Raw genomic sequence first — 24840 nt, 5'->3', positions numbered from 1 at the left:
ATGGACTACGTGACACAGATTATCGACCCACCGCCATCACGCACCCGCTTGCTGCTGGACGGCGTGCGGGCCTTGCGCAAGCCAGCGCTCGACGGTGCGCCTGTATTGCCCAAGGAACGCCTGGTGCGCTCGGCAGTGGAGTTATCCGCCGCTGGCATTGCCGCGTATGGCCGTGCCTGTGGTTTTCGCCGCGAGCAAGGCGTGCCGCTGTCTTATCCCCATGTGTTGGCGTTCCCGCTGCACCTGATGCTGTTGACCCGCCCGAGTTTCCCGTACCCGGCCAGCGGCATGGTGCACCTGGCGAATCGTATTCGTCAGCACCAACGCCTGCACGAAGGCCAGGCCTTGCGCCTGGAAGTGTATTGCGAGCGCTGGGTCGCGCATCCCAAGGGGCAGGCGTTGAGCATCGCGACCCGTGCCTACAGTGCTGGCACCCTGGTATGGGAGAGCGACAGCCTGTACCTGCGCCGGGATGTCAACGACCCGGTCGGCGAGCCCTGGGACGACGCGTTGCCGTTGCAGGAAGAAGGGTTGTTGCGCACTCAACGTTGGGTGCTGCCCGCCGACCTGGGCCGGCGCTTTGCCAAGGTCTCGGGGGATTTCAACCCGATCCACACGTCGGTGATCGGCGCGAAAATCTTCGGCTTTCGCCGTGCCATCGCCCACGGCATGTGGACCTTGGGCCGCGCCCTTGCCGCGCAGCAACCGCCCGGTGGGCTGGACCAGGCCGAGGCGCATTGCGATTTCAAGCTGCCGATCTTCCTGCCCGGCCAGGTCGCGCTGTGGAACCGTCCGGCAGCGGGCCCTTGCCGTGAGTTTGAAGTCCGCAATTTCGCAGGTGACAAGCCTCACATGCGTGGACTGTTCGTCTGGAAAGAGAGCCTTAAATGACTGATTACAGCTTCAACCGAGCTCCGGTTCGCCGCGTCGCGATTATCGGCGGTAACCGCCTCCCTTTTGCGCGCTCCAACACGGTGTACGCCCACGACAGCAACCAGGATCTGCTGGTCGCCGCCTTGCAGGGGCTGGTCGACCGCTACAACCTGCACGGCCAACGCCTGGGTGAGTTTGCCGCCGGGGCGGTGATCAAGCATTCGCGGGATTTCAACCTGGCGCGTGAGTCGCTGCTGTCCACCACCTTGTCCCCGGACACCCCAGCCTACGACGTGCAGCAAGCCTGTGGCACCGGCCTGGAAGCCGCATTGCTGGTGGCGAACAAGATCGCACTGGGCCAGATCGAGGTGGGCATTGCCGGGGGTTCCGACACCACCTCCGACGCCCCCATCGGCATCAACGAATCCCTGCGCCACACCTTGCTCGCGGCCAACCGCGCCAAGGGCATGGGCGACAAGCTGAAAGCGCTGCTCAAGGTTCGGCCGTCGATGTTTTTCAAGCCCTTGCTGCCCCGCAATGGTGAGCCACGCACCGGCCTGTCCATGGGCGAACACTGCGAGGAAATGGCCAAGCGCTGGCAGATCAAGCGCCTGGCCCAGGATGAGCTGACACTCACCAGCCATCAGCGCCTGGATGCCGCTTACAAACGTGGCTTCTTCGACGACCTGATCAGCCCCCATCGCGGCCTGGCCCGGGACAATAACCTACGCGCTGACGCCAGCCTGGAGAAACTCGCCGGGCTGTCACCCGCTTACGACCGCCAGAACGGCACGCTCACCGCAGGCAACTCCACGCCGCTGACCGATGGCGCTTCGGTGGTGTTGCTGGCCAGCGAAGAATGGGCAGCCGAGCACGGCTGGCCAGTGCTGGCTTACCTGCGGACCGGCGAAACGGCAGCCGTGAACTTTGTCGACGGCACCGAAGGCCTGCTGATGGCCCCGGCCTACGCGGTGCCACGCATGCTCAAACGTGAAGGCCTGAGCTTTAATGACTTCGACTTTTTCGAGATCCACGAGGCCTTTGCCGCCCAGGTGCTGTGCACGCTCAAGGCCTGGGAAGACGCCGATTATTGCCGCGAGCGTCTAGGCTTGGACGCGCCGCTGGGCCCCATTGACCGGGCGAAAATGAACGTCAACGGTGGCTCGCTGGGCTGCGGTCACCCGTTCGCCGCCACCGGAGGCCGGCAATTGGCAGCGCTAGCCAAGATCATCCATGAGAACGGCGGCGGGCGCGGCCTGATTTCCATCTGTGCGGCAGGCGGACTGGGCATTACCGCCATCGTCGAAAAGTAGCTCTATCAAAAACAACAACAAGGAGACTGCCATGAACGCTGTAAGCCTGGAACAAACCGAACGGATCTGGCTTGACGCTTACCTGCCTGGCGTCCCGGCGGATATCGATGCCGCGATTGAAGATTACCCATCGTTGCGCGAGGTGTTCCTCGAACACTTGGAGAAATTCCACGAGCGTGTGGCGTATGTGAGCATCGGCACCGAAATGACTTACGCCGACTGGCAGGTGCAAGGCATTGCGTTCGCCGCCTGGTTGCAGGGCCAGGGTGTGCAAAAGGGCGACCGCGTGGCGTTGATGATGCCCAACTGCTTGCAGTACCCGATCTGCCTGCTGGGTACGATCCTGGCCGGCGCGGTGGTGGTCAACGTCAACCCGCTGTACACCTCCCATGAACTCAAGCATTTGCTCAAGGACAGCGGCGCGCAGACCGTGGTGATCTTCGAAAACTTCGCGCATACCCTGGAAAAAGTCATTGCCGGCAGCAGCGTCAAGCGCGTGGTCATCGCGGCCATCGGCGACTTGCTCGGCACCTTCAAGGGCGCGGCGATGAACTTTATCCTGCGTAGCGTGCAAAAGCAGGTGCCGGCGTTCAATCTGCGCGGCTCGGTGCGGTTCAATCAGGCCTTGAAACAGGGGCGCGGGCTCAATCATTTTCCGGTGGAAATGCACCTCGACGACCTGGCTTTCCTGCAATACACCGGCGGCACCACCGGCGACGCTAAAGGCGTGATGCTCAGCCATCGCAACATCATCGCCAATCTGCTGCAGGCCAAGGCCTGGGTCGGTGACCAACTGGACCAGCAAAAGCAGGAAACCAACGTCACCTTGCTGCCGCTTTACCACATTTTTTCGCTGACGGTGAACTGCCTGATGTTCATGTGCCTGGGCGGGCGCAATATCTTGATTGCCAACCCGCGGGACGTGAAGCGGGTGCAGATGATCCTGCGCAAGGAGCGCTTCAACGGCATTGCCGGGGTCAACACGTTGTTTAATGGCTTGCTGGAAAACAAGGCGTTTTGCGCGCGGGACTTTTCCGACTTGCGCATGGTGATCGCGGGCGGCATGGCCACCCACACCGCCGTGGCCAAGCGTTGGAAGGAAGTCACCGGGCTGCCGATCATCGAAGGCTATGGCCTCACCGAGTGTTCGCCGGTGGTGAGCATCAGCCCGATCAATATTGCGCGCATGCGCGAGATGGAATTCACCGGCAGCATCGGCGTGCCATTGCCGTCGACCTGGGTGCGGTTTATCCGTGAAGACGGCGAGCTGGCCGAGATTGGCGAGCAGGGCGAACTACAGGTGCGCGGGCCGCAGGTGATGCAGGGCTACTGGAAACGCCCGGAAGCCACCGCCGAGGTGCTGGATGCCGAGGGGTGGCTGTCGACCGGCGATATCGGTGTGATGGACGAGCGTGGCTATATCCGTCTGGTGGATCGCAAGAAAGACATGATCCTGGTCTCGGGCTTCAACGTGTACCCCAATGAAATCGAAGACGTGGTGGCGTTGCACCCAGGGGTGGCGGAAGTGGCGGCGATTGGGGTGGAAGATGGCGTGACGGGGGAAAAGGTCAAGATCATCGTAGTGCGCAAGGACCCGAACCTGACGCAGGAGCAGATCCTGGTGCATTGCCGGGAGTATCTGACGGGGTACAAGGTGCCCAGGTATGTGGAGTTTCGGACCACCGAGTTGCCCAAGACCACCGTGGGAAAAGTCCTGCGCCGCGCCTTGCGCTGATTCGAAGGTTTAGGTGATCCAAATGTGAGCTGGCTTGCCTGCGATAGCGGTGTACCCGTTACACCGCCATCGCAGGCAAGCCAGCTCCCACAAAGTTCTGTGGTGGATTTTAGAGTGAGTTCACGGCTACCCAGCGTTCTTCCTTGGCCGCCAGGCGAATCGCCGTCGCCAAGCGCTCGACCTCCCATGCCGCCTCAAAGTCAGTGCCCTGCGCACCCTGGCCAGCCACAGCCAGAATCAACTCCTGCACCTCCAGCGTCTTCAACTCGTTGTACCCCAACTGGTGCCCCGCAGCCGGGCTGAACGCCGCATAGCCGGGCAGGGCGGGACCGGCCAACAGACGCTGGAAACCCTCCTGGCCGACACGGCATACGCGCAGTTCATTCAAGCGCTCCTGATCGAACGCCAGCGTGCCTTTCGTCCCGCTGATCTCGAAGCTCAGGTGATTCTTGTACCCATGCTTGAGCCAACTGCTGCTGACCGTGCCGCGCGCGCCGTTGGCGAACCGCAGCAGGGCATGCACCTGGTCATCCACGGCGATGGATTTCAAGTCGGTGCTGTCTTTGACGGCAGGGCGCCGGGCGTGGACGGTCTGGGTATCGGCGCACACGCTGACGACATCCCCCACCAGATAGCGCGCCATCGACAGCAGATGGCTGCCCAAGTCCGCCAGCGCGCCGCCGGCATGTTCCACTTCGCAGCGCCACGACCAAGGGGACGTCGGGTCGGCCATAAAGTCTTCGCTGAATTCACCCTGGAAGCTGATGATTTCGCCCAGCTCGCCATTGGCAATCATCTGCCGGGCCAAGGTGATCATCGGGTTGTGCTGATAGTTGTAGCCGACCCGCGTGACCACGCCAGCCGCACGGGCGGCGCGGCGCATGGCGTCGGCCTGCTCCAGGCTGACCGCCAGGGGTTTTTCGCAGTAAACCGCCTTGCCTGCCGCGATGGCGGCCATGGCCATGGGGTAGTGCAAATGGTTGGGGGTGGTGATGGCCACTACATCGACCCTGGAATCATTGATCAGCGTCTGCCAGTCGCCGTGGGCCTCGGCAAATCCCCACGCCGTGGCGCAGCGCTGTGCGCGTTCGGTATCGGCGTCGGCCAGTGCAGCCAGTTTGAGGGTAACTGGCAATTCGAATACCGCGCGGGCGTTATTGAATGCCAGGGCATGGGCGCGGCCCATGAAGCCTGTGCCGATCAAGCCGATTCCGAGTTCGCGCATTGCCGTGGTCCTTTGCATTATTGTTTTGAGAGGGGGTATTAATGGAATAAAAATTCTCTAAATTCAATAGATGGAATAAAAATTCATTAGGCTGCCGAAGATCACCCCAGCGAATGCAGCTATATTCAGGCCATGGGGAAACGGCGTCAGTTAACAAAAGATAACGTAGCGCCGATTGTCAGACGATTCGAAAGCCCGATAGGATGGCCCCTGCTTCCTCCAGGCGCTCTAGATTGCAGGTTTCAAGGCCCCGGAAGGCAGGCGATAACAATAATAAATGGGAGAAAGGTCTATGAGTGAGCCTGTCATGGGTTGGGTTGTTTGCCGCCCACGCGCCGCACGCAAGGTTGCGTTGTTGGCCACAGCGCTCTCGTTGCTGGTCGGTGGTGTGTTGTCCACGTCCGCACTGGCAGCCAGCGATACCACCGCAACACCTGCGTTTGCGATTGAATCCCCCAAGGCCGCCAAAGGCCTGATGATCGACGTGGTCCATGCCGGCAAGCGCCTGGTGGCCGTCGGTGATCGCGGGCATATCCTCTATTCCGACGACCAGGGCAGCACCTGGACCCAAGCCAAAGTCCCCACCCGGCAACTGCTCACGGCGGTGTTTTTTGTCGATGAAAAGCAGGGCTGGGCGGTGGGCCATGATGCGCAAATTCTCGCCAGTTCCGATGGCGGTGCCACCTGGACTCAGCAATACCAAGACCTCAAGCGCGAAGCCCCGTTGCTCGACGTGTGGTTCAACGACGCCAGCCACGGCCTGGCCGTCGGCGCCTACGGTGCGTTGATCGAAACCACTGACGGCGGCAAAACCTGGAACGACGTCAGTGACCGCCTGGACAACGAAGACCAGTTCCACCTCAACGCCATCGCCCATATCAAGGACGCCGGCCTATTCATCGTTGGTGAGCAAGGCAGCATGTTCCGCTCCAGCGACGACGGCCAGACCTGGGAAAAACTCGAAGGCCCTTATGAGGGCTCGCTGTTTGGCGTAATCAGCACCGCCCAGCCGCAGACCCTGCTGGCTTATGGCTTGCGCGGCAACCTTTACCGCTCCACGGATTTCGGCAGCACCTGGGAACAAGTTGAGCTGAACGCGGCGCGGGGAGCGCTGGAGTTTGGTTTGTCGGGCGCGACTTTGCTGGATGACGGTTCCATCGTTGTCGTCGGCAACGGTGGCAGCGTGGTGGTCAGTCATGACGATGGGGCGACCTTCAGCGTGTTCAATCGTCCGGACCGTATTTCGCTGTCGGCCGTCACGGCGGCAGGCAACGGCAACTTGATTCTGGCCGGGCAGGGTGGCGTTCGTGTTGCCATGCCCACCGGCGCTGAACCGACAAAACAATAAGAAGGCGGGCAAAGAATGAGCAGTCATCACAACGATAAAGCGACCTTTCTTGAGCGCCTGATCTTCAACAACCGCCCGGCAGTGATCGTCATCTGCCTGCTGGTGAGTATTTTCCTGTTCTGGCAGGCGACGTTGATTCGCCCGTCCACCAGCTTTGAAAAGATGATCCCCCTCAAGCATCCCTTCATCGAGAAGATGATGGAGCACCGCAACGACCTGGCCAACCTGGGCAACACGGTGCGCATTTCGGTGGAGGCCAAGGACGGGGACATCTTTACAAAGGAGTACATGGAGACCCTGCGCCAGATCAACGACGAAGTGTTCTACATCTCCGGCGTCGACCGTTCGGGCCTCAAGTCGCTGTGGAGCCCCAGCGTACGCTGGACCGAAGTGACCGAAGAAGGCTTTGCCGGTGGTGAAGTGATTCCGCAGAGCTACAACGGCTCGCCGCAAAGCCTTGATCAACTGCGCAACAACGTGCTCAAGTCCGGCCAGGTCGGGCGCCTGGTAGCCAACGATTTCAAATCAAGCATTGTCGATATCCCGCTGCTGGAGTCTTACCCGGATCCGCAGGACCAAGGCAAGTTGCTGGCCCTTGACTACCGCAAGTTCTCCCATGAACTCGAAGACAAGATTCGCGACAAGTTCGAAGCGCAGAACCCTAACGTCAAGATCCACATCGTCGGTTTCGCCAAGAAGGTCGGTGACCTGATCGATGGCCTGGTGATGGTGGTGCTGTTCTTTGGCATCGCGTTCGTTATCACGCTGATTCTGCTGCTGTGGTTCACCAACTGCCTGCGCAGCACCGTTGCGGTGTTGAGCACGACATTGGTGGCGGTGGTCTGGCAGCTCGGGTTGATGCACTTTTTCGGTTTCGGCCTTGATCCGTATTCGATGCTGGTGCCGTTCCTGATCTTCGCCATTGGTATTTCCCACGGTGTGCAGAAGATCAACGGTATCGCCCTGCAATCCAGTGAAGCGGACAACGCGCTGACCGCCGCCCGCCGTACCTTCCGGCAACTGTTTCTGCCAGGGATGATCGCGATCCTCGCCGACGCGGTGGGCTTCATCACGCTGCTGATCATCGACATTGGCGTGATCCGTGAACTGGCCATCGGCGCGTCCATCGGCGTGGCGGTGATCGTGTTCACCAACCTGATCCTGCTGCCGGTGGCGATTTCCTATGCTGGCATCAGCCAGCGCGCCATCGCCAGGAGCAAAAAGGACGCGCACCGCGACCACCCGTTCTGGCGCCTGCTGTCGAAATTCGCCAGCGCCAAAGTGGCGCCGGTCTCGATCCTGCTCGCGCTGGTCGCCTTCGGCGGCGGCCTCTGGTACAGCCAGAACCTGAAGATCGGTGACCTGGACCAAGGCGCGCCGGAACTGCGCCCGGACTCGCGCTACAACAAAGACAACAATTTCATCATCAGCAACTACTCCACCAGTTCCGACGTATTGGTGGTGATGGTCAAGACCAAGGCCGAAGGCTGCTCGCGCTATGAAGCCATGGCGCCCATCGACCAGTTGATGTGGAAGATGCAGAACACCGAGGGCGTGCAGTCGGCGATCTCGCTGGTGACCGTGTCCAAGCAGATGATCAAGGGCATGAACGAGGGCAACCTGAAATGGGAAACCCTGTCGCGCAACCCGGATGTGCTGAACAACTCCATCGCCCGTGCCGATGGCCTGTACAACAACAACTGCTCCCTGGCGCCCGTGCTGGTGTTCCTCAACGACCACAAGGCCGAAACCCTCGACCGCGCGGTGCATGCGGTGCAGGACTTCGCCAAGGAAAACAACAAGGATGGCCTGGAATTCATTCTCGCGGCGGGTAATGCCGGGATCGAGGCAGCGACTAACGAGGTGATCAAGGAATCGGAGCTGACCATCTTGATCCTGGTGTACCTGTGCGTGGCGACCATGTGCATGATCACCTTCCGCTCCTGGGCGGCGACCCTGTGCATCGTGCTGCCGCTGGTGCTGACCTCGGTGCTCGGCAACGCGCTGATGGCGTTCATGGGTATCGGCGTCAAGGTCGCGACCTTGCCGGTAGTGGCCTTGGGCGTGGGGATTGGCGTGGACTACGGCATCTACATCTACAGCCGCCTGGAAAGCTTCCTGCGTGCCGGCCTGCCGCTGCAAGAGGCGTACTACCAGACGCTCAAGTCCACCGGTAAAGCCGTACTGTTCACCGGTTTGTGCCTGGCGATTGGCGTGTGCACCTGGATCTTCTCGGCCATCAAGTTCCAGGCCGACATGGGCTTGATGCTGACCTTCATGCTCCTGTGGAACATGTTTGGTGCGCTGTGGCTGCTGCCGGCGCTGGCGCGGTTCCTGATCAAACCGGAGAAGTTGGCGGGGCAGAAGGGCAATTCTTTGTTCGCTCACTGACCGATATAGACCATTGCCGCAAGGCACTGCGGGGGAATTGACCTATCATGTGTCTTTTCCCCCGCAGTGACTTCACATCATGACCGACGCAGCACCCAACCTGAGCACCGACCTGAAAGACAGCGACATGCTGATCATCAACGGGCTGCACGCCTTCGACTTCACGTTCGATCATCACTTGCAGATCGAAAGCATGGACGGCCGGGAACTCAAGCGTTGGACGTTCAGTCCAGATCAACTGAACGCCGCCACCTTTGATAGCAGCTTGCAAAGCTGGCTCTTGAGCAACGAAGACGGTGAACACCGTCTGGTCTGCCTGAGTGCGATCAAGGGCGACAACAACAACGACGAGGATGAAGCGGATGATGCGTAAATTCTGGCCCCTGCTGATGGCCGGCAGCGTAGGCGCGATGTCGGTGCAAGCCGCGCCGGCCGACACCTATGCACTGTTGGTGGGCAGCTACACCGCTGGCACCAGCGAAGGCATCTACCGCCTGCAATTCGACAGCCGTACCGGCACGTTCCAGGGCCCGCCGGTGCTGGCGGCCAAGGCCGCGAACCCGTCGTGGCTGACGGTTTCCAAGGACCAGAAGCGCCTGTTTGTGGTCAACGAAAACGGGCCGGGCCAACAGGATGCGGTAGGCCGCGTGAGCAGCTACAGCATTGATCCGCAGAATCATCAGCTGACCTTGATCAACCAGGTCCAGAGCCTGGGCAACGAGCCCACCCATTCCAGCGTGGCCGCCGATGGGCGCTACCTGTTTGTGGCCAACTACTCGGTAGTGGAAGACCCGGGCGGAAGCCTGGCGGTGCTGCCGGTGGATGCCGAGGGCAAGCTGTCAGCCCCGGTGCAACTGAGCGGCCACCCGGCCAGCCGCGTTAACCCGGAGCGCCAGGCGTCCAACCATGTGCATTCGGTGGTGTCGTCGCCGGATGGCAAATACGTGTTCGTGCAGGACCTGGGCGCGGACAAGGTGTTTGCCTATCACTACGATCCCAAGGCCAATCATGAACTGCCATTGACCCCGGCCACTCCGGCCTCGGTGCAACTGCCGCCGGGCAGCGGTCCGCGTCACTTGTTGTTCAGCGCTGATGGCAAACATGCCTGGCTGACCACCGAGATGAGCGCGCAGGTCGCGGTGTTTGACTACAAAGATGGCCAGCTGACCCAGACGCAACTGGTGGACTTCGCCGCCGGGAAACCGGTACCGGACAAGGCTGGCGCTGCGTTGCACGCGTCCAGTGATGGCAAATTCCTCTACGTGAGCAACCGTGGCACGGCCAATCAGTTGCTGGTGTTCAGCATCGACCCGGCTACCGCGCACCTCAAGGAACTGCAACGCCGTTCCGTGGAAGGCGACCACCCGCGCGAGTTCAGCCTGGACCCGAGCGGCAAGTTTTTGCTGATCGCCAACCAGAAAAGTAACGAAATCGTGGTGGTTGAACGCGACCCCAACACCGGTCTGCTGGGTAAAACCGTGCAGAAACTGGCGATCGACGCCCCCAGTGACCTCAAATTCCTGGTGCGTCAATAAGCCACAGGCCCCGCACTGCGGGGCCTGACCCGGTGTATTAATTCTATTAATAGCGGCTACTGTTTCAAAGCATTTCTAAGGTTCAACCCTCGGGCGTAAGTTGGGTTCCAAGGCCTTCCCAGGCCACCCAACCAAACGAACACAAGGGTTACCGACATGAACTTGAATCTCTTCTCCATCATTGCCGCTTCCGCTGTTTCCGCCACTGTCGCCCTGCCAGCGGCGGCCAGCGTGGAAGTTTCCGGCAAAAAATCCAGCACCAGCGCCTACACCCAGAAATACCTGCAACAAAGTGCCAACTTCTACGCCGCACTGGATCACAAGACTCAGCAATAACCTGCACAAAAGCAGACGCCAAACCACTGGAACGAAGCCTGGCTCGTTCGAGTGGTTTGGCGTTTGTGCATCTGCAGAATAAAAATGATTGATATCACATTGCCATGTGTTTAAATTTGACGCTCAAATATTGACGCATTTATTCCTGGAATCGACAGCATGGCACTCCGACTCGCCGCACTCATCCTGGTTCTCTACTCCGCCCCCATCCTGTCCTCCGTACAAGGGGTGGACGGTGAGCCGGAGATTGCCCGTGAGCGATTACTTAACCTGGTTGAAGGCTAAACCGAATCCCAGTAGTGAGCGGGCTTGCCCCGCGCTGGGCTGCGAAGCAGCCCCAAAACCAGGCGCCGAGGAATACCTGACACCGTGCGGCGTTTTCGATGGGGCCGCTTCGCAGCCCAGCGCGGGGCAAGCCCGCTCACTACAGAGCCCTGTCGGGTCAGGTCTTTGCCATTACGGCAATGAACAGCGGCGATTGCAGGAAGCGCTCCAGCCACTGCTGTAACCGGGGATACGGTGCACCGGCAAACCATTCCCGATCCACATGGGCGAACTGACGCACAAACGGCGCCAGGGCCATGTCTGCCAGGCTTGGGTGATCGGCGAATAAGTACTCGCGATTCGCCAATAATCCCTCAAGTGTGCGCAAGAACACCTCGCCCTCGGCCCGATAATGTTCCATCGGCTGTTCCGGATAGCGTTCGGCATACTTGTATCGATTCAAGTGATACTTGAAGCCCACATCGTTCTCGGCAATCAACGCCAATACCGCCGGGTCACCCTGCAGCAGCCAATCATCCGGGTCGTGCTGCGCCAGCGCCCACTGCATGATCGCCAGGCTTTCATCGATCACCACGCCATTCACACTCAACACCGGCACCGTGCCTTTGGGTGACAGCGCCAGCATTTCGGCCGGCTTGGCCTTGAGGCTCACTTCGATAATGCGCACGGGCACGCCGCAATAGCGCAACGCCAGGCGCGCACGCATCGCATACGGGCAGCGTCGAAACGAATACAGCAGCGCCTCACTCACTTGACCTCCAGGGTGCTCAAGCCATTGCCCTGGCGCTTGACCTGGATCTGCACCGGAATGCGCTCGTGCATTTCCTGCACGTGGGAGATCACCGCCACTTTGCGGCCCTGGGCCTGCAAACCGTCCAGTGCGTCCATCGCCAACTGCAGCGACTCGGGGTCCAGGCTGCCGAAGCCTTCGTCGATAAACAGCGACTCGATCTTCAACGTGCTGGAGGCCATCGACGCCAGGCCCAGCGCTAGCGCCAGCGACACCAGGAAGGTTTCACCACCGGACAACGAATGCACCGAGCGCAGTTCATCGCCCATTTCCGTGTCCATGACCAACAGGCCCAGCATGCTGCCGCCGCGCTTGAGGCGGTAGCGGCGCACCAATTGGCGCAGTTGCACGTTGGCGTGGTGCACCAGCAGGTCGAGGTTGTAGGCCTGGGCGATCTTGCGGAAGGTGTCGCCGGTGGCTGAGCCGATCAACGCATTCAGGCGTGCCCAGCGTTGCCATTCGTCATAGGCCTTGGCGATCTGTTCGGCGAAGGCCTGATTGGCATCCTGGCGGCGCTGGTCTTCGGACTGGCGCGCGCGCAATTCGGCGCAGGTTTTTTCTCCCTCAGCCAACTGTTGGTTGAGCGTAGCCAACGCGCTGTCCAGTGCTTCGGCTTCAAGGTTGCCGTTGTGCAGGGCTTGGTGCTCGGCCAGGCGTTGCTCGCGTTCTTGCAGCAGGACCTTGGCTTGTTCAACGGCTTTTTCGCTGTGCTGCAACTGCTGGCGCAATTGGCTGACCTGGGCGTCATCGTAGGCCAGCAAGCGGTTGAGGCCATCGTTATCGAGCTCCGGGTGCCGGGCTCGCCACTCGCCGAGGCGTGTGTCCAGCGATTGCTGTTCGGCCTGTAAGGCTTGCTGGCGCTCCTGCTGGGCCTTGAGATCGGCGGCCAACTGGATCAATGCGTTGTGGATCTCTTGCAACTGCTTGTTGGCGTCGGTTTCACTCTGGCGTGATTGGGTCACGGCCTGATCCAACTGCTGTTGCCAGTGTTCGGCACTGCCGTGCTCGCCAAGCAACGCGCCGAGTTTTTCCTGAGCTGCTTGTTGCTGGGCGGCCAACTCGTTGACCTGCTGATTCAGCGCATCGAGTTGCTGCTGGCGGTGCTGCTGATGCGTCTGTTCTTTCTCGATCGCTTGTTGGCGTTCTTGTTGCTCGGCCAGCTCATCACGTTGATGGCCGAGCTGTTCAAGGCGCTGGCTGACCTGTTGGTCCAGCTGCATGAAGGTTGCGGCCGGCTCGGCACGCAAACCGTCCAGGGTGTCGGCGGGCAACAGGCTGGCGAAGGCATTCAGTTCCTGCTCAAGACGTTCGCGGTCGCTGGCCAGCTCGCGTTGCTGATCCACCAGCAATTGACGGGCCTGCTGGCTCGCTTCCTGGGCGGCTTGCAGTTGTTGCTGCAGACGCCCGGCGTTTTGTTGCAGGTTGAGCAGGGCACCTTGGCGTTGTTCGTCCTGGGCGATGCTCTGGGTCAGTTGACTCAACTGTTGATCAAGCCAGGCGCTGCGTTTGGCCTCATCCTGGTTGAACAGCGCGGCCGACAGTGGGTGCGCATCCAGGCTGGGCTTGAGTGCTTGTTGTTGCGTCGCCAGTTGCTCCTGCTGTTGCAGGTATTCCTTTTGCTGGGCGATCAAACCGCCGACTTCGCCGCGCAGCTCGGTGAGCTTTTCCTTGAGGGTGTCGACGGCTTTCTGCGCCGTGGCTTCCTCGTTTTCGTCATGGCGACCTAGGCTCTGCAGCAGCGCTTCGGGCTGGTGGTACGGGTGTTCGTGGCTGCCGCACACCGGGCAGGGCTGGTCGTCCTGCAACTGCTCGCGCAATTCTTCGACACTGGCACTGCGGGCCAGGCGCTGGCGCTCAAGCAGTTGCTTGGTCACCGTCAGGGTTTGTTCGGCAACGGTCAGCTCCGCCTTGGTTTGCAGGCCGGTCTGGTTCAGTTGCTCGCGTTGCTGTTGGGCATCGGCGAGCTTTTGCGTCAGTACGCTGGCCTGCTGGTCCAGCTGCTGCTGGCTGTCCCACAGGCGCGTCAGGTCTTCAAAGGCGCGTTGCTGTTTGCGATTGTCTTGCAGCAGGCTGGCCAGCAACTGGATTTGCTCGGCCACGGCATGCGGCTCGGCACCGGCCTCCTGATACAGCAGGTCCAGAGCCTCGCGTTGTCCGGTGAACTGTTCGGCTGCGCGGGCCGCGCGTTGTTCCAATTGCGGCAGTTCGGCCTGGCCTTTGTTCAGGCGATTGCCTATCAACATCAGCTGTTGCAAGCGATCGCGGTAGGCGGTCCAGGCGTCGCTCAAGGGGGCGAGGGCGGCGCTGCGATCAAGTTCGGTGGCCAGGCGTTGGAGGCGTTCGGCGACTTGGCTTTGCTTTTCCAGCAGACCGTTAAGCCGGGCCTGGCCTTCGGTGCAGGCGTGTTCGTGCTGCTGTTTGTCCTCGGCGCGCTTGGCCAGCGCTTTGGTCAAGTGGGCGAGGGTGCTCTGCTCTTCAAACGCTTGGCGCAGCAAAGGCACGGCATCGGCCTGGTTTTTCAGCGCCTCGGCCAACGCGGTTTGCGCGGTGGCTTGCTGTTGCTCGGCCTGCGTCTGGCGACTATGCAGTTGGCCCTGTTGTTCGATATGCAACTGAATCTGCACGGCCAACGGGGCAAGCACGCTGTTGAGTTCGGCTTGGCGGGCGAACTGATGACGTTGCGGCGCCAATTGCTCCAGGCGACTCAGGTCCTGGCGTTGCGGGCCCTGGGCATCCCAATCAGCCTGTGCCCGTTGCAGCTGTTCGGTGGCGGCGAGCTGGCGCTCCTGCCATTCGCGCAGTTCCTTGAGCCAGGTGTGTTGCAGCTCCAACTGCTTGAGTTGGGCCTGTTGGTTCTTGAGCTGGGCGTTTGCGGCGTCGAATTGCTGATCCAGTTCGGCACGTGCTTCAGGGGCCAGGGGCACCACGCCGGTGGCTTGGTCCTGCAACTGCTTGTGCGCGTCCCTGGCGTCTTTGGCCTTGTCGAAGGCGCGTCGGCCAAGCTGGGTGTAGAGGGCCGTGTCGGTGAGCTTTTCGAGCAGTTCGCTGCGCTCGTTATCGTTGGCCTTGAGGAAGGCACTGAACTCGCTTTGCGCCAGCAATACGGCGCGGGTGAACTGCTCGAAGTTCAGGCCCAGGGCCAGTTCCAACTGGGTCTTGTATTCGGTTTTCTGGCTGGCCAGCAGTTGGTCGCTGTCCAGGTCGATCAGGCTCTGGCGGCTGTTCTGCAACTTGCCGCTGGCCTTGTCGCGGGCGCGGTTGGCTTCCCAGCGCGCACGGTAGCGACGGCCGCTGACGCCGACAAAATCCACTTCGGCATAACCACCCCCGGTGCCGCGACGAATCAAGGTGCGCGGGTCGCCAATGGAAATATCGCTGTCGGCATCCGGCATCTTCGCCTGGCCGGTATCGCCCAGGCGCGGCACAGCGCCGAACAGCGCCAGGCACAACGCATCCAGCAGGGTGCTTTTACCGGCGCCGGTCGGCCCGGTAATCGCGAACAAACCCGCGCTGGCCAGCGGCTCTGCGGTGAAGTCGATCTCGAACGGGCCCGCCAGGGAGGCGAGGTTTTTCAGGCGGATGGCGAGGATCTTCATGGCTGTTGCTCCTCCTGTTGCACTTCCTGGAGCAGCACAGCGAAATCCTTCAAGGTCTGTTCATCCACTTCACTGCCGTAACTGTCCTGCCAGGCGCGGCTGAACAATTCCTGGGGCGTGAGCTGGTCGAGTTCGATCAGGCGGTCTTCGTCCGTGTTGTCGCTGCCGCGCTTACCGGCGTACTCGGCGGCGATGCGCACCAGGCGCACGGCTTTGCCTTGCAGGGCGGTTTCGATTTGCTGGCGCAGGTCGGGTTGCGGCTCGTCCAGGCGCACGCGCACTTCCAGCCAGGGATGGCGCTGGGTTTCAGCGAGCAGGTCGACGTCCGGCAACTCGGCCAGGGCCTTGAGGATATCCGCCAGCGGCGCAGCCTCCAGGCGTTGCAGGTCAACCGAACGCGGGATCAGCAGTGGTTCGACACTCACCAGGCATTGGCCCTGGAACGTCACGTCGAGGATCTGGTGTTTGTAGCCGATTTCGGAAAATGACAACGGAATCGGCGAGCCGCTATAGCGAATCCGCTCTTCGCCATTGACCTTTTGCGGCTTGTGCAAATGGCCGAGGGCGACATAGCCGACACTTTTATCGAACAGGCTGGCCGGCAGCGCCTCGGCATTGCCGATGATCAGGCTGCGCTCGGAGTCTTCCGACACCGAGCCTCCGGCCATGTGCGCATGGCTGATGGCAATCAGCGCCTGGCGTTTTTTACGCTTGGCGTTGGCGGCGGCGATCAGCCATTCATGCACTTGGCCGATACCGCGCAGGTAGTCGTCACCCAGGTGTGCACCGGTGACTTCCGCCGGGCGCAGGAATGGCAAGGCCAGGCACCAGCCGGCAATCTTGCCCTTGGCATCCGGCAGTGGGATCAGCAGGCGTTCGGCGTCGAGTTCGCCGTCATCCAGCCACAGCACGCGACCGAGCGCATGGGTGCGCAGGCGACGCATCAGTGGTGCGGGCAGTTCGATGCGCGAGCCGGAGTCGTGGTTGCCGGCGATCATCACGATGGTCAGCTTGGGGTTTTGCTCGTGGGCGCTGATGATGAAGTCATACAGCCGTTCCTGTGCCTTGAGCGGCGGGTTGACCGTGTCGAATATATCGCCGGCGATGAGCAGCACATCCGGGCGCTGGGCGTTGAGTTGGCCCAGCAGCCACTCGAGGAAACAGGCGTGTTCGAAGTCGCGTTCCTGGCCGTGGAGGTTTTGGCCAAGGTGCCAGTCGGAAGTGTGGAACAGACGCAAGGCGAACTCCGTGAATAAACAGAAAAGTGAATAGCCGCCATGAACAGAGAAGGGCGGTGAAAAGGAAGGGAGTTTACCTGTAATGCGAACCCGGTGCCTGCGGGCGAAGGAGATCAACTGTGGGAGCTGGCTTGCCTGCGATGGCGGTGTGTCAGTCAAAAATGAGCTGACTGATCCACCGCCATCGCAGCATAAGTATCTACATATCTTTATTCCCCCCCAGGCGTAGCAGCTGTCGAGCCCCTGCGAGGCTGCGTCAGCGGTGTGTCAGACAGGCCGCAAACGCAGCCTCGCTGGGGCTCGACAGCTGCTACGCACTATCACAGTGAAAATGTGTAGATACCTTTGGCCGTCGCAGGCAAGCCCGCTCCCACATTTTGATTTGTGTGGCGTCAGGGATGTTGCCGTTACTTGGGATACAACGGCGGCAGGCTGGTGGTGTCGGCGGCCGGATCCAGCTCACGCTCAGCCACCGGGATGGCCTTCACCGCACGCCACAGGTCTTCACCCAGCCAATAATGGCCGCCCTCGCTGTAGAGCGCGCCGTTCAACCCATCCAACGCGTCCGACAGCGGTACAAACCGCGCGGCCATGTCCGCCAGGGTTTCCGGCTGTTGCCGGGCCCAGGCGTCGAGGGCTTGGCGGGTGGCCTGGGGGTCGTTGGCCTGGGTGGCGCGCTTGAGGTCGTCGAGCAGGGTGCGCGGGCTCGGGCCGGCTTGCGCGGCGCGCAGTACGGCGGGCTGCCGTCGCGCGCGCCACCACAGGCCAAAACCGAGCAAGGTGGTGCACGCGAGGAGCAGGGTGCTGAGTTGCCACAGCCATAGGTGGTTGTCGTCGGGGGCGGTGATGACGGTAGGCGTGGCGGGCGCGTCAACCACCAGGCTCGGGTTGATCGCCACTTGCAGGGTGCGGGCCGGCAGACTGGTGCGCTCAAGGTGATCTTCGTGGGTGTTCCACCACACCACTTCAACGGCGGGCAGTTCCAGTGCGCCTGCGCGGGTGGGCACCAGGGCTTCGCGGTCTTCGCGGCTGCCGATCAGGCCGCGGTCGCTGGTCTGGTTGCCGAGCACCGGTTGGTCCGGGTAGCGGCGCAGGCCGTTGATCTCGGTGCTGGGCAGCGCCGGCAGTTGCGCGCTGGACAGGCCTTCGGCCTTGACCGTGAGGCTGCGGGTCAGGGAGTCGCCGACCTGCACATGCTCAGGCTCCGGGTTCCAGCTTTCGCTCAGGGTCAGGCTGCGCGCCGGTAGCCAGGGCGTATCGGCGGGGTACAGCGCCGGCTTGGGCTTGACCACCAGCGGCAGCTCCGCCGAGCTGACGTGGATCAGCTTGCCGGGCTTGGTACCTTGCAGCGTGTTCTCCTGCGGCGGGCGCGACTCCACCAGCGTCGCGCTGAACGTCTGCGCCGGAATCGCCAATGTGCCGCTGTGCTGCGGGTAAATCGCGTAGCGGGTTTCGATCACGCCGTGGCGAATGCTGTTGATCACCTTCTCGTAGGTGCGTGACTCGCCCAATTGCTCGACGCGTGCGTCGGCAATCTGCAACGGCGTGAGGCTGCTGTCGTCATACAGCGACACCGAGTGGTACACGCGCACGGTCAACAGCGCCTGGGCCTGGACGTAGACACTGGTCTGGTCAAGATTGGCCTCGACAAACACCGGCGCCAGTTCGGCGGCTGTGTTCTGGCTGGCGGTTTCTACCACTTGCAGGCTGATCGGCTGGGTCTTGTACTCGCCTACTTGCAGGGGCGGGATGAGCACCGTGCCGTTTTCCTTGGGCAGCAGCGTGATGATCCAGCGTGTGGTGGCGTGGTTATCGCCGCCCAGCGTGGTGAGTTGGTTGATCTGCCGCGTACCGCTGACTTCGAACTGCGCATCCAGCGGCGACAGGTCGGGTTTGCCGAACTGCGTTACATCGCTGGACTCTACCGTGAGCTCCACCGTTTCCCCGGAATTGAGGCGGCTGCGGTCGACGCTGGCGGTCAGGCTCGCCGCCTGGGCGTGGCCTGCCGAGAGTGCGAGCAGGAACAGTAGGGTGGTGCGGCGGCTCATCGAGTCTTGTCCTGATGTTGTTGCTGTTCGTACCAGAATTTGCGGCGCAGCAGTTCGCCGGGGTTGTCCGGGATCTCCCGCAGCCATTGCTCCAGGGCCTGGCGACGTTCACCGTCGAGGCTGGCGTCGGCAGGAAGCAGCGGCGGGGTAGTGGTTTGTTCGTCGCCCAGTTCGCTGCCCGGCACTTCATTGCCTGGGGCGCGCGGCGTATTACCGGCCTGGGTGTCGCCGGTGCCGGCTTCCCCCTGGCCTTGGGATGACTGCTCGCCACCCGTGGTGCTTTGCCCATTCGCGCCCGGTTGCGCAGTTTGGCCGGGTTGGGTGGTTTCGTCATCCTCGTTATCGGCTGGCTTATCGGGTTCGGACGGCTCTTTTTCCTGCATCAGGGTTTCCACCAGCGCTTTGTTTTTCAGGGCCGGTTGCAAGTCGGGTTGTGCTTCAAGGGCCTGTTCGTAGGCGTCGATGGCGGCCTCCAGCTCACCGGACTTGGCCAGGGCGTTACCCCGATTGTAGTGGGCGTAGGCGTCATTGCCCTCGGCGAAACGCTTGATGGCCTCGGCATAGTTGCCGGCTTCGTAGAGCGCTACGCCCTGCCACTGCGGGTCTTCGAAGTGTTCGGCGGCTTCGGCGGGGCGTTTCTTCTTCAGCAGGTATTGGCCTTGTTGGTCGGGACGCAGCCACAGGTCCTGCAAACCGAAGGCATAGCTGGGTTGCGGCGCGCTCAACAGCAGCAGGGGCAGGCAGAACAACCAGCCACGCCGACCGGCGCAGGCAGCGAGCAGCAACAGCGGCAGGAGCAGCCAGTAACCCTGGTCTGCCCAGGTGTCGAGGTGCAGCAGTTGACCGTCGTTGCGCAAGGTGTGTGGCGGGTCCAGTACACCGAGTTGGCGCAGGTCCTTGTCGTCCAGGCGGGCGGCGCGGTAGCGACCGCCCATTTCGCTGGCGAAGGCCTTGAGCGTCGGGCTGTCCAGGCGTGGCACCAGGATCGCGCCTTGTTCGTCCTTGAGAAACTCGCCACTTTCCTGAGTCACCGGGGTGCCTTCCCGGCTGCCGATACCGAGGATCGACAGGGTCGGCGCCTGGCTACTTTGCAGCAGCAGCCGAATGCCCTGGCGTTCCTGTTTGGACAGCGAAGAGCCAATCAGCACCAGACGACCCTGGCCGAGGCCGCCTTGTTTGAGCAGGCCCAGGGCTTTCTCGACTGCCAGGTCGGCGCGGTGTCCGGGCTCCGGCATGATTGACGGGCGCAGGGCTTCGAGCAGGTTGCGGCTGGTGCCCAGGTCGTCTGACAGCGGCACCAGGGTGTGGGCGCTGCCGGCGTAAACGACGATGGCCGTCTGCGCATCGGTGCGTGCCTGCAATAGGTCATACAGCTTGCGCCGCGCCTGTTCCAGGCGGTTGGGCGGGCTGTCGGTGGCAAGCATTTCCGGGGTCAACTCCAGCAGCACCACCAAAGGATCGGAGGGTTTCTGGCTGGACTGCTCAACCCTTTGCCAACTGGGCCCAAGCAGCGCGAGCACGGCCAAGAGCCAGGCAATGCCGAGCACCACCCATGGCGATTTGCTTTCGCGCCCGTTGCCACCACTGAGCAACACGGCGTGGAAGGCCGGCGGCAGGATCATCTGCCAACGCCCGGCGCGCTTTTGCCGATGCCACAGGTGCCAGAGCAACCAGCCGAGCAATGGCAGGAGCAACAGCGACCAAGGGCGGAACCAGTGCGGCCACAGGTCGATCATCGACGCCTCCGCAATCGCAGGCGTTTGAGGCGCTGGCGCCATTCCGGGTGCTGTTGCAGGAAAATCCCCTTGCTCGACAATTTGGTGAACCACCGATGCAAGGCGTTGTTCGGCCAGCGTTCCTGGATCACCAGCAACATGCTCAGCACCAACGCCAAGGCCAGCGGCGCGCTGTACAGGGCCAGGGCCGGGCGCGCCTGGGTGGGTTGCTGTTCAACGGGTTCGAGCTTGTCGAGCGTTGCCTTGATCGCTTGCAGCTCTTCGCCATCACGGGCGCGGAAGTACTGGCCGCCCGTAGCCTCGGCGATGGCCTTGAGTGCCGGTTCGTCGAGGTCCAGGCTCGGGTTGACGCCGAGGATACCCAAGGAACCGGTTTGTTCCGGGTCTGCGCCGATGCCGATCGGGTAGATCTTCACGCCTTCTTCAGCAGCGAGGCGCGCGGCGGTCAGTGGGTCGATCTGCCCGGCGTTGTTGGCGCCGTCGGTGACCAGGATCAGTACACGGCTCTGCGCCGGGCGCTGACGCAGGCGTTTCAAGGCCAGGCCAATGGCATCGCCAATTGCGGTGTTCTTGCCGGCAATGCCGATGCGCGCTTCATCCAGCCAGGTGCGCACGGTGCGGCGGTCAAAGGTCAGCGGTGCTTGCAGGTAGGCCTGGCTGCCGAACAGGATCAGGCCGACGCGGTCACCTTCACGGCCTTCAAGAAAGTCGCCGAGCAAGTGTTTGACCAGGCTCAAGCGGCTGACGTCCTCGTCTTGCCAGTTCATATCGGGGAAGTCCATGGAGCCGGACACGTCCACCGCCACCAGAAGGTCGCGGCCACTGGCGGCAATCGGCAGCGGCTCGCCAAGCCATTCCGGGCGGGCAGCGGCGGTTAACAACAGCAGCCACAGCACCACAAAGGGCGCTTGCTGGCGCCAGCCGGGCAGGTTGACGCGGGCGCGGCGGCGAGCCAGGCCCTCAAGGTCGCTGAGGTAGCTGACTTTTAACGCCGGCTCGCCGCTGTCGGCTGCCGGCAACACAAGCCGCATCAGCCAGGGCAAGGGCAACAGGGCGAAGATCCACGGCCAGGCGAACTCAAACATGTTTGCGAATCCAGGTGTCGACGGCTTGGGTCAGGCCGGCGATGGCCTTGTCGTCGAGTTTGCATTCGGGTTTGTAGGCGCCTTCCACCAACACCATCCAGCGTGTGAGGCCCGCGGCGGGGCAGCGGTTGTCGAGGAACGCCAGCCATTTTCGGCCGTTGAGGGTATGGCTCTGGCTGTAGGGATAGTCGTTGCGGCACAGGCGCTTGAGCAGGCCGTTGAGTTGCTGCAACCACGCGCCGGCCGGGGCCCCGTCGTAGGGCTTGGGCATCAGCGCCAGTTCCGCGAGGGCGGCGATGCGCAATGGGTCCAGCGGTTGCTCGGCGCGGGCGATGGGGCGACGGGTTGGCAGAAAGCGTCGCAGTGACCAAAGCCCCCAGCCGAGCAGTGGAATCACCAGCAGCAACAACCACCAGCCCGGCGCAGGCGGCCAAAAGCCGATGGCTGGCGGGGCGATCAGCGGTTGCAGTTGGTCAAGGCTGCTCATTGTTTTTTAACCGGACGTTGCGGGTTAAGGTACTCGCGCAGTTGCTCGACCATTTCGCTCTGGGTGCTCAAGGGCATCAATAAGATGCGCAGCTTCTGGGCGAGCAGTTCCCAGCGGGCGATGCGTGCTTCGGCTTGGGCCTTGTAGGCCTGGCGCAAATCGACGTTCAGCGTGTCCAGTTCCAGCTGGGCACCGCGTTCGGCGAAACGCAGCAGCCCGGCAGCGGGCAGGGCGTGGTCCAGCGGGTCGGAGATGGGCAACAGCAGCAGGTCGCAGTGCCGCGACAACAGGCTCAATTGCTGCTCGGCACCTTCGGTGAGCGCGCGTTCATCGCAGATCACAATCACCAGGCTGCCTGGGCGCAACACTTCGCGGCCACGGCGCAGGGCCATGCCCAGGGCATCAGCCTCGGGGCGGCTTTCGGTGTTCAGGCTCTGGTTGACGCGCACCAACCGGTTGAGCAGTTGCAGCAGACTTTGTTTGCTGCGGCGCGGCTTGATTTCGTAGTGCTCGCTATCGCCGAACACCAGCCCGCCCACGCGGTCGTTATGCCCCAGCGCCGCCCAGCCGATCAGGCTGGCCGCCTGGGCCGCCAGCACCGATTTGAACATTTGCCCTGAGCCGAAAAACAGCCGGCAGCTTTGCTCGACCATGATGAAGATCGGCCGCTCGCGTTCTTCGTGGAACAGCTTGGTGTGCGGTTCCTGGGTGCGCGCGGTCACGCGCCAGTCGATGGTGCGCACATCGTCGCCGGCCTGGTACACGCGCACCTGGTCGAAGTCGACACCGCGCCCGCGCAGCTTGGAGTGGTGCAGGCCGATCAGCGGGCTGCGCTGGCTCGGCGTGGAAAACAGCTGCACTTCGCGCACACGGTGGCGCATCTCGATCAATTCGCTGAGCGTGACGCGGATTCCATCGCTGGCGTTCATGGGTTTCAAGCGACGGCAACGACGTCAAGAATGCGTTGCACCACGCGGTCCTGGTCAATGCCGGCGGCTTCGGCCTCGAACGACAGAATGATGCGATGGCGCAGCACGTCGAACAGCACCGCCTGGATATCTTCCGGGCTGACGAAGTCGCGACCGGCCAGCCAGGCATGGGCGCGGGCGCAGCGGTCGAGGGCGATGGAGCCGCGTGGGCTGGCGCCATAGGCGATCCACTCGGCCATCTCCGGGTCGAACTTGGCTGGAGTGCGCGTGGCCATCACCAGTTGCACCAGGTATTCCTCCACTGCATCGGCCATGTACAAACCGAGGATTTCCTTGCGCGCGGCGAAGATCGCCTGTTGGCTGACGCGGCGCTCAGGCTTGGTTTCGCCGTTCAGGGCTTCGCCACGCGCCTGTTGCAGAATGCGCCGCTCGACGGCGGCGTCCGGGAAGCCGATCTTGACGTGCATCAGAAACCGGTCGAGCTGGGCTTCGGGCAGCGGGTAGGTGCCTTCCTGCTCGATGGGGTTTTGCGTGGCCATCACCAGGAACAGCGGCGACAGGTCGTAGGTGCTGCGTCCGACGCTGACCTGGCGCTCGGCCATGGCTTCCAGCAACGCCGATTGCACCTTGGCCGGCGCGCGGTTGATTTCGTCGGCCAGCACCAGGTTGTGGAAGATCGGCCCCTGTTGGAACACGAAACTACCGGTTTCCGGGCGATAGATCTCGGTGCCAGTGATGTCGGCTGGCAATAGGTCGGGGGTGAACTGGATTCGATGGAACTGCGCTTCTATGCCTTCGGCCAGCTCTTTGATGGCCTTGGTCTTGGCCAAGCCCGGCGCGCCTTCTACCAGCATATGGCCGTCAGCGAGCAAGGCGATCAGCAGGCGATCGATGAGTTTTTCCTGGCCGAGAATCTGCGTAGAAAGAAAGGTTCGCAGCGCAAGCAGCGCTTCACGATGTTCCATCGATGACGGTTCCTGGAGAGATGAGCCTGAGTGCCGTGAAAAAAGCGTCGGGCTTGGGGGGCTTACTTTAATGCATGGCAGGGGGTGGCGACTAACGGCGTGACGGGTATTTTTCGGAAAACTTGTAGGAATTTTGTGTGTGGCGCACCAATTCTGTTGAGCACACCGTTCATGTGGGAGCTGGCTTGCCTGCGATGCAGGCGACTCGGTGTGTCAGCCAGACCGGGTTGATGCCATCGCACCATTGGTATCTACCTATCAGGAGCGAGCCCTCTGCGTAGCAGCTGTCGAGCCCCGGCGAGGCTGCGTTTGCGGCTTGTCTGACACACCGCTGACGCAGCCTCGCCGGGGCTCGACAGCTGCTACGCACGTTCACTTTGAAGATGTGTAGAGGGTTACGACCAGCTCCCACAGTTGATCGTTGGTGCAGTTTAAATTCGGGTGAAAGTGCCGGTGCCTTTGAGGATGTTCTGCAGGGTTTCTTCAACTTCGGCCATGTCCGACGCGGCCGTGGCATGGGTGATCTGCAGCTGATCCTTGCCCCCCAGCGCATCCGCATCCCCGGCGGCGAGTTCCACCATTACGGTCGTATCGCTCAGCGTGACCTTCAACCCATCCAGGGTCGACGGCTCGTAATCCCAGGTCAGTTCGACTTCGTCTTCATCGGGGTAGCGGGTGAGCATGAACATCTCGCCGTTCTTGCCGTGGCAGCAGAGCATGGCCATGTTGTCTTCTTCGTCGTCGCACGGGGTGACCATCAGGGCGTCGGTTTTCAGTTGCAGCATGGGGAATCCTGTCTGGGGTAGGGCGTTATGGGGGCAATTGTGCCATTGCGACGAATTTTGTGCTGCATCCTGTGTCAGACCCCGTGCATGACCTGGCGGGCTGAATCAGTCATTTCTGGTACTCGGGGGATTGAAAAACG

20 protein-coding genes are annotated in these 24840 nt (G+C 62.0%); 9 read left to right on the top strand and 11 right to left on the bottom strand.

Going from position 1 to position 24840, the window contains the following annotated elements; translation table 11 throughout:
- Genes JBO08_RS08055 through JBO08_RS08045 form a run of 3 tightly spaced genes read left to right on the top strand, consistent with a single transcriptional unit; the run spans window position 1 to window position 3921 of the window.
- Window positions 1-891, top strand: a complete 891-nt coding sequence (locus JBO08_RS08055; protein WP_065871997.1) for a MaoC/PaaZ C-terminal domain-containing protein — start codon at window positions 1-3, stop codon at window positions 889-891.
- Entirely contained in the window at window positions 888-2186 is a 1299-nt protein-coding gene (locus tag JBO08_RS08050) for an acetyl-CoA C-acetyltransferase (protein ID WP_065890866.1), read from the top strand. The genes JBO08_RS08055 and JBO08_RS08050 overlap by 4 nt, the downstream gene beginning before the upstream one ends.
- 31 nt (window positions 2187-2217) lie before the next feature.
- A complete protein-coding gene (locus tag JBO08_RS08045) occupies window positions 2218-3921 on the top strand; it encodes an AMP-binding protein (protein WP_065908842.1) in 1704 nt (567 codons plus the stop codon).
- Window positions 3922-4030: 109 nt separating this feature from the next.
- Here the strand turns inward: JBO08_RS08045 and JBO08_RS08040 are convergent, their stop codons facing one another.
- A complete protein-coding gene (locus JBO08_RS08040; protein WP_220074211.1) occupies window positions 4031-5146 on the bottom strand; it encodes a Gfo/Idh/MocA family protein in 1116 nt (371 codons plus the stop codon).
- 307 nt (window positions 5147-5453) lie between these two features.
- Here JBO08_RS08040 and JBO08_RS08035 point away from each other — a divergent pair, with 307 nt between their 5' ends.
- The 6 genes from JBO08_RS08035 to JBO08_RS28110 all read left to right on the top strand — a co-directional run bounded on the left by JBO08_RS08035 (window position 5454) and on the right by JBO08_RS28110 (window position 11041).
- Window positions 5454-6494 (top strand): YCF48-related protein, encoded by a 1041-nt coding sequence (locus JBO08_RS08035; RefSeq protein ID WP_175402979.1) that lies wholly within the window; start codon window positions 5454-5456, stop codon window positions 6492-6494.
- A 15-nt stretch (window positions 6495-6509) separates the two neighbouring features.
- Window positions 6510-8885: an RND family transporter gene (locus tag JBO08_RS08030; protein WP_065890870.1), complete on the top strand. Its 2376-nt coding sequence runs from the start codon at window positions 6510-6512 to the stop codon at window positions 8883-8885.
- A gap of 79 nt (window positions 8886-8964) precedes the next feature.
- Entirely contained in the window at window positions 8965-9258 is a 294-nt protein-coding gene (locus JBO08_RS08025; protein ID WP_065871991.1) for a DUF5629 family protein, read from the top strand.
- Window positions 9248-10420, top strand: a complete 1173-nt coding sequence (locus JBO08_RS08020; protein WP_220074212.1) for a lactonase family protein — start codon at window positions 9248-9250, stop codon at window positions 10418-10420. Before JBO08_RS08025 ends, JBO08_RS08020 begins: the two co-directional genes overlap by 11 nt.
- 156 nt (window positions 10421-10576) lie before the next feature.
- Window positions 10577-10756, top strand: a complete 180-nt coding sequence (locus JBO08_RS08015) for a hypothetical protein (protein WP_016980181.1) — start codon at window positions 10577-10579, stop codon at window positions 10754-10756.
- A gap of 159 nt (window positions 10757-10915) precedes the next feature.
- Entirely contained in the window at window positions 10916-11041 is a 126-nt protein-coding gene (locus tag JBO08_RS28110; RefSeq protein WP_256530428.1) for a hypothetical protein, read from the top strand.
- A 157-nt stretch (window positions 11042-11198) separates the two neighbouring features.
- On the opposite strand, the gene JBO08_RS08010 is transcribed toward JBO08_RS28110, so the two are convergent.
- From JBO08_RS08010 to JBO08_RS07965, 10 genes are all read right to left on the bottom strand, one after another.
- Window positions 11199-11792, bottom strand: coding sequence for a glutathione S-transferase (locus tag JBO08_RS08010; RefSeq protein WP_065880710.1), 594 nt, complete (start codon window positions 11790-11792; stop codon window positions 11199-11201).
- The gene (locus tag JBO08_RS08005) at window positions 11789-15427 is read right to left on the bottom strand and encodes an AAA family ATPase (protein ID WP_220074213.1); all 3639 of its coding nucleotides are present in this window, start codon (window positions 15425-15427) and stop codon (window positions 11789-11791) included. Before JBO08_RS08005 ends, JBO08_RS08010 begins: the two co-directional genes overlap by 4 nt.
- Window positions 15424-16665 carry an exonuclease SbcCD subunit D C-terminal domain-containing protein gene (locus JBO08_RS08000; RefSeq protein WP_220074214.1) on the bottom strand — a complete coding sequence of 414 codons (1242 nt, stop codon included), beginning with the start codon at window positions 16663-16665 and terminating at the stop codon, window positions 15424-15426. The genes JBO08_RS08005 and JBO08_RS08000 overlap by 4 nt, the downstream gene beginning before the upstream one ends.
- Window positions 16666-17072: 407 nt before the next feature.
- Complete coding sequence (locus tag JBO08_RS07995) at window positions 17073-18713, bottom strand: BatD family protein (protein ID WP_220074215.1); 1641 nt, start codon at window positions 18711-18713, stop codon at window positions 17073-17075.
- A complete protein-coding gene (locus JBO08_RS07990; RefSeq protein WP_065945418.1) occupies window positions 18710-20449 on the bottom strand; it encodes a tetratricopeptide repeat protein in 1740 nt (579 codons plus the stop codon). Before JBO08_RS07990 ends, JBO08_RS07995 begins: the two co-directional genes overlap by 4 nt.
- The gene (locus tag JBO08_RS07985) at window positions 20446-21534 is read right to left on the bottom strand and encodes a VWA domain-containing protein (RefSeq protein WP_065872840.1); all 1089 of its coding nucleotides are present in this window, start codon (window positions 21532-21534) and stop codon (window positions 20446-20448) included. The genes JBO08_RS07990 and JBO08_RS07985 overlap by 4 nt, the downstream gene beginning before the upstream one ends.
- A complete protein-coding gene (locus tag JBO08_RS07980; protein ID WP_028616472.1) occupies window positions 21527-22021 on the bottom strand; it encodes a DUF4381 domain-containing protein in 495 nt (164 codons plus the stop codon). Before JBO08_RS07980 ends, JBO08_RS07985 begins: the two co-directional genes overlap by 8 nt.
- Complete coding sequence (locus JBO08_RS07975; protein ID WP_065880657.1) at window positions 22018-22950, bottom strand: DUF58 domain-containing protein; 933 nt, start codon at window positions 22948-22950, stop codon at window positions 22018-22020. The genes JBO08_RS07980 and JBO08_RS07975 overlap by 4 nt, the downstream gene beginning before the upstream one ends.
- Before the next feature lie 5 nt (window positions 22951-22955).
- Complete coding sequence (locus JBO08_RS07970) at window positions 22956-23915, bottom strand: MoxR family ATPase (RefSeq protein ID WP_003174327.1); 960 nt, start codon at window positions 23913-23915, stop codon at window positions 22956-22958.
- Window positions 23916-24346: 431 nt separating this feature from the next.
- Window positions 24347-24700 carry a hypothetical protein gene (locus JBO08_RS07965; RefSeq protein ID WP_220074216.1) on the bottom strand — a complete coding sequence of 118 codons (354 nt, stop codon included), beginning with the start codon at window positions 24698-24700 and terminating at the stop codon, window positions 24347-24349.
- Window positions 24701-24840 lie beyond the last annotated feature (140 nt).

Origin of the sequence: Pseudomonas sp. LAP_36, from assembly GCF_019456785.1 — a bacterium.
Lineage (GTDB): Bacteria > Pseudomonadota > Gammaproteobacteria > Pseudomonadales > Pseudomonadaceae > Aquipseudomonas > Aquipseudomonas tritici.
Note: the sequence above shows the minus strand (reverse complement) of the source record. Positions and strands in the feature narration are given on the sequence as shown.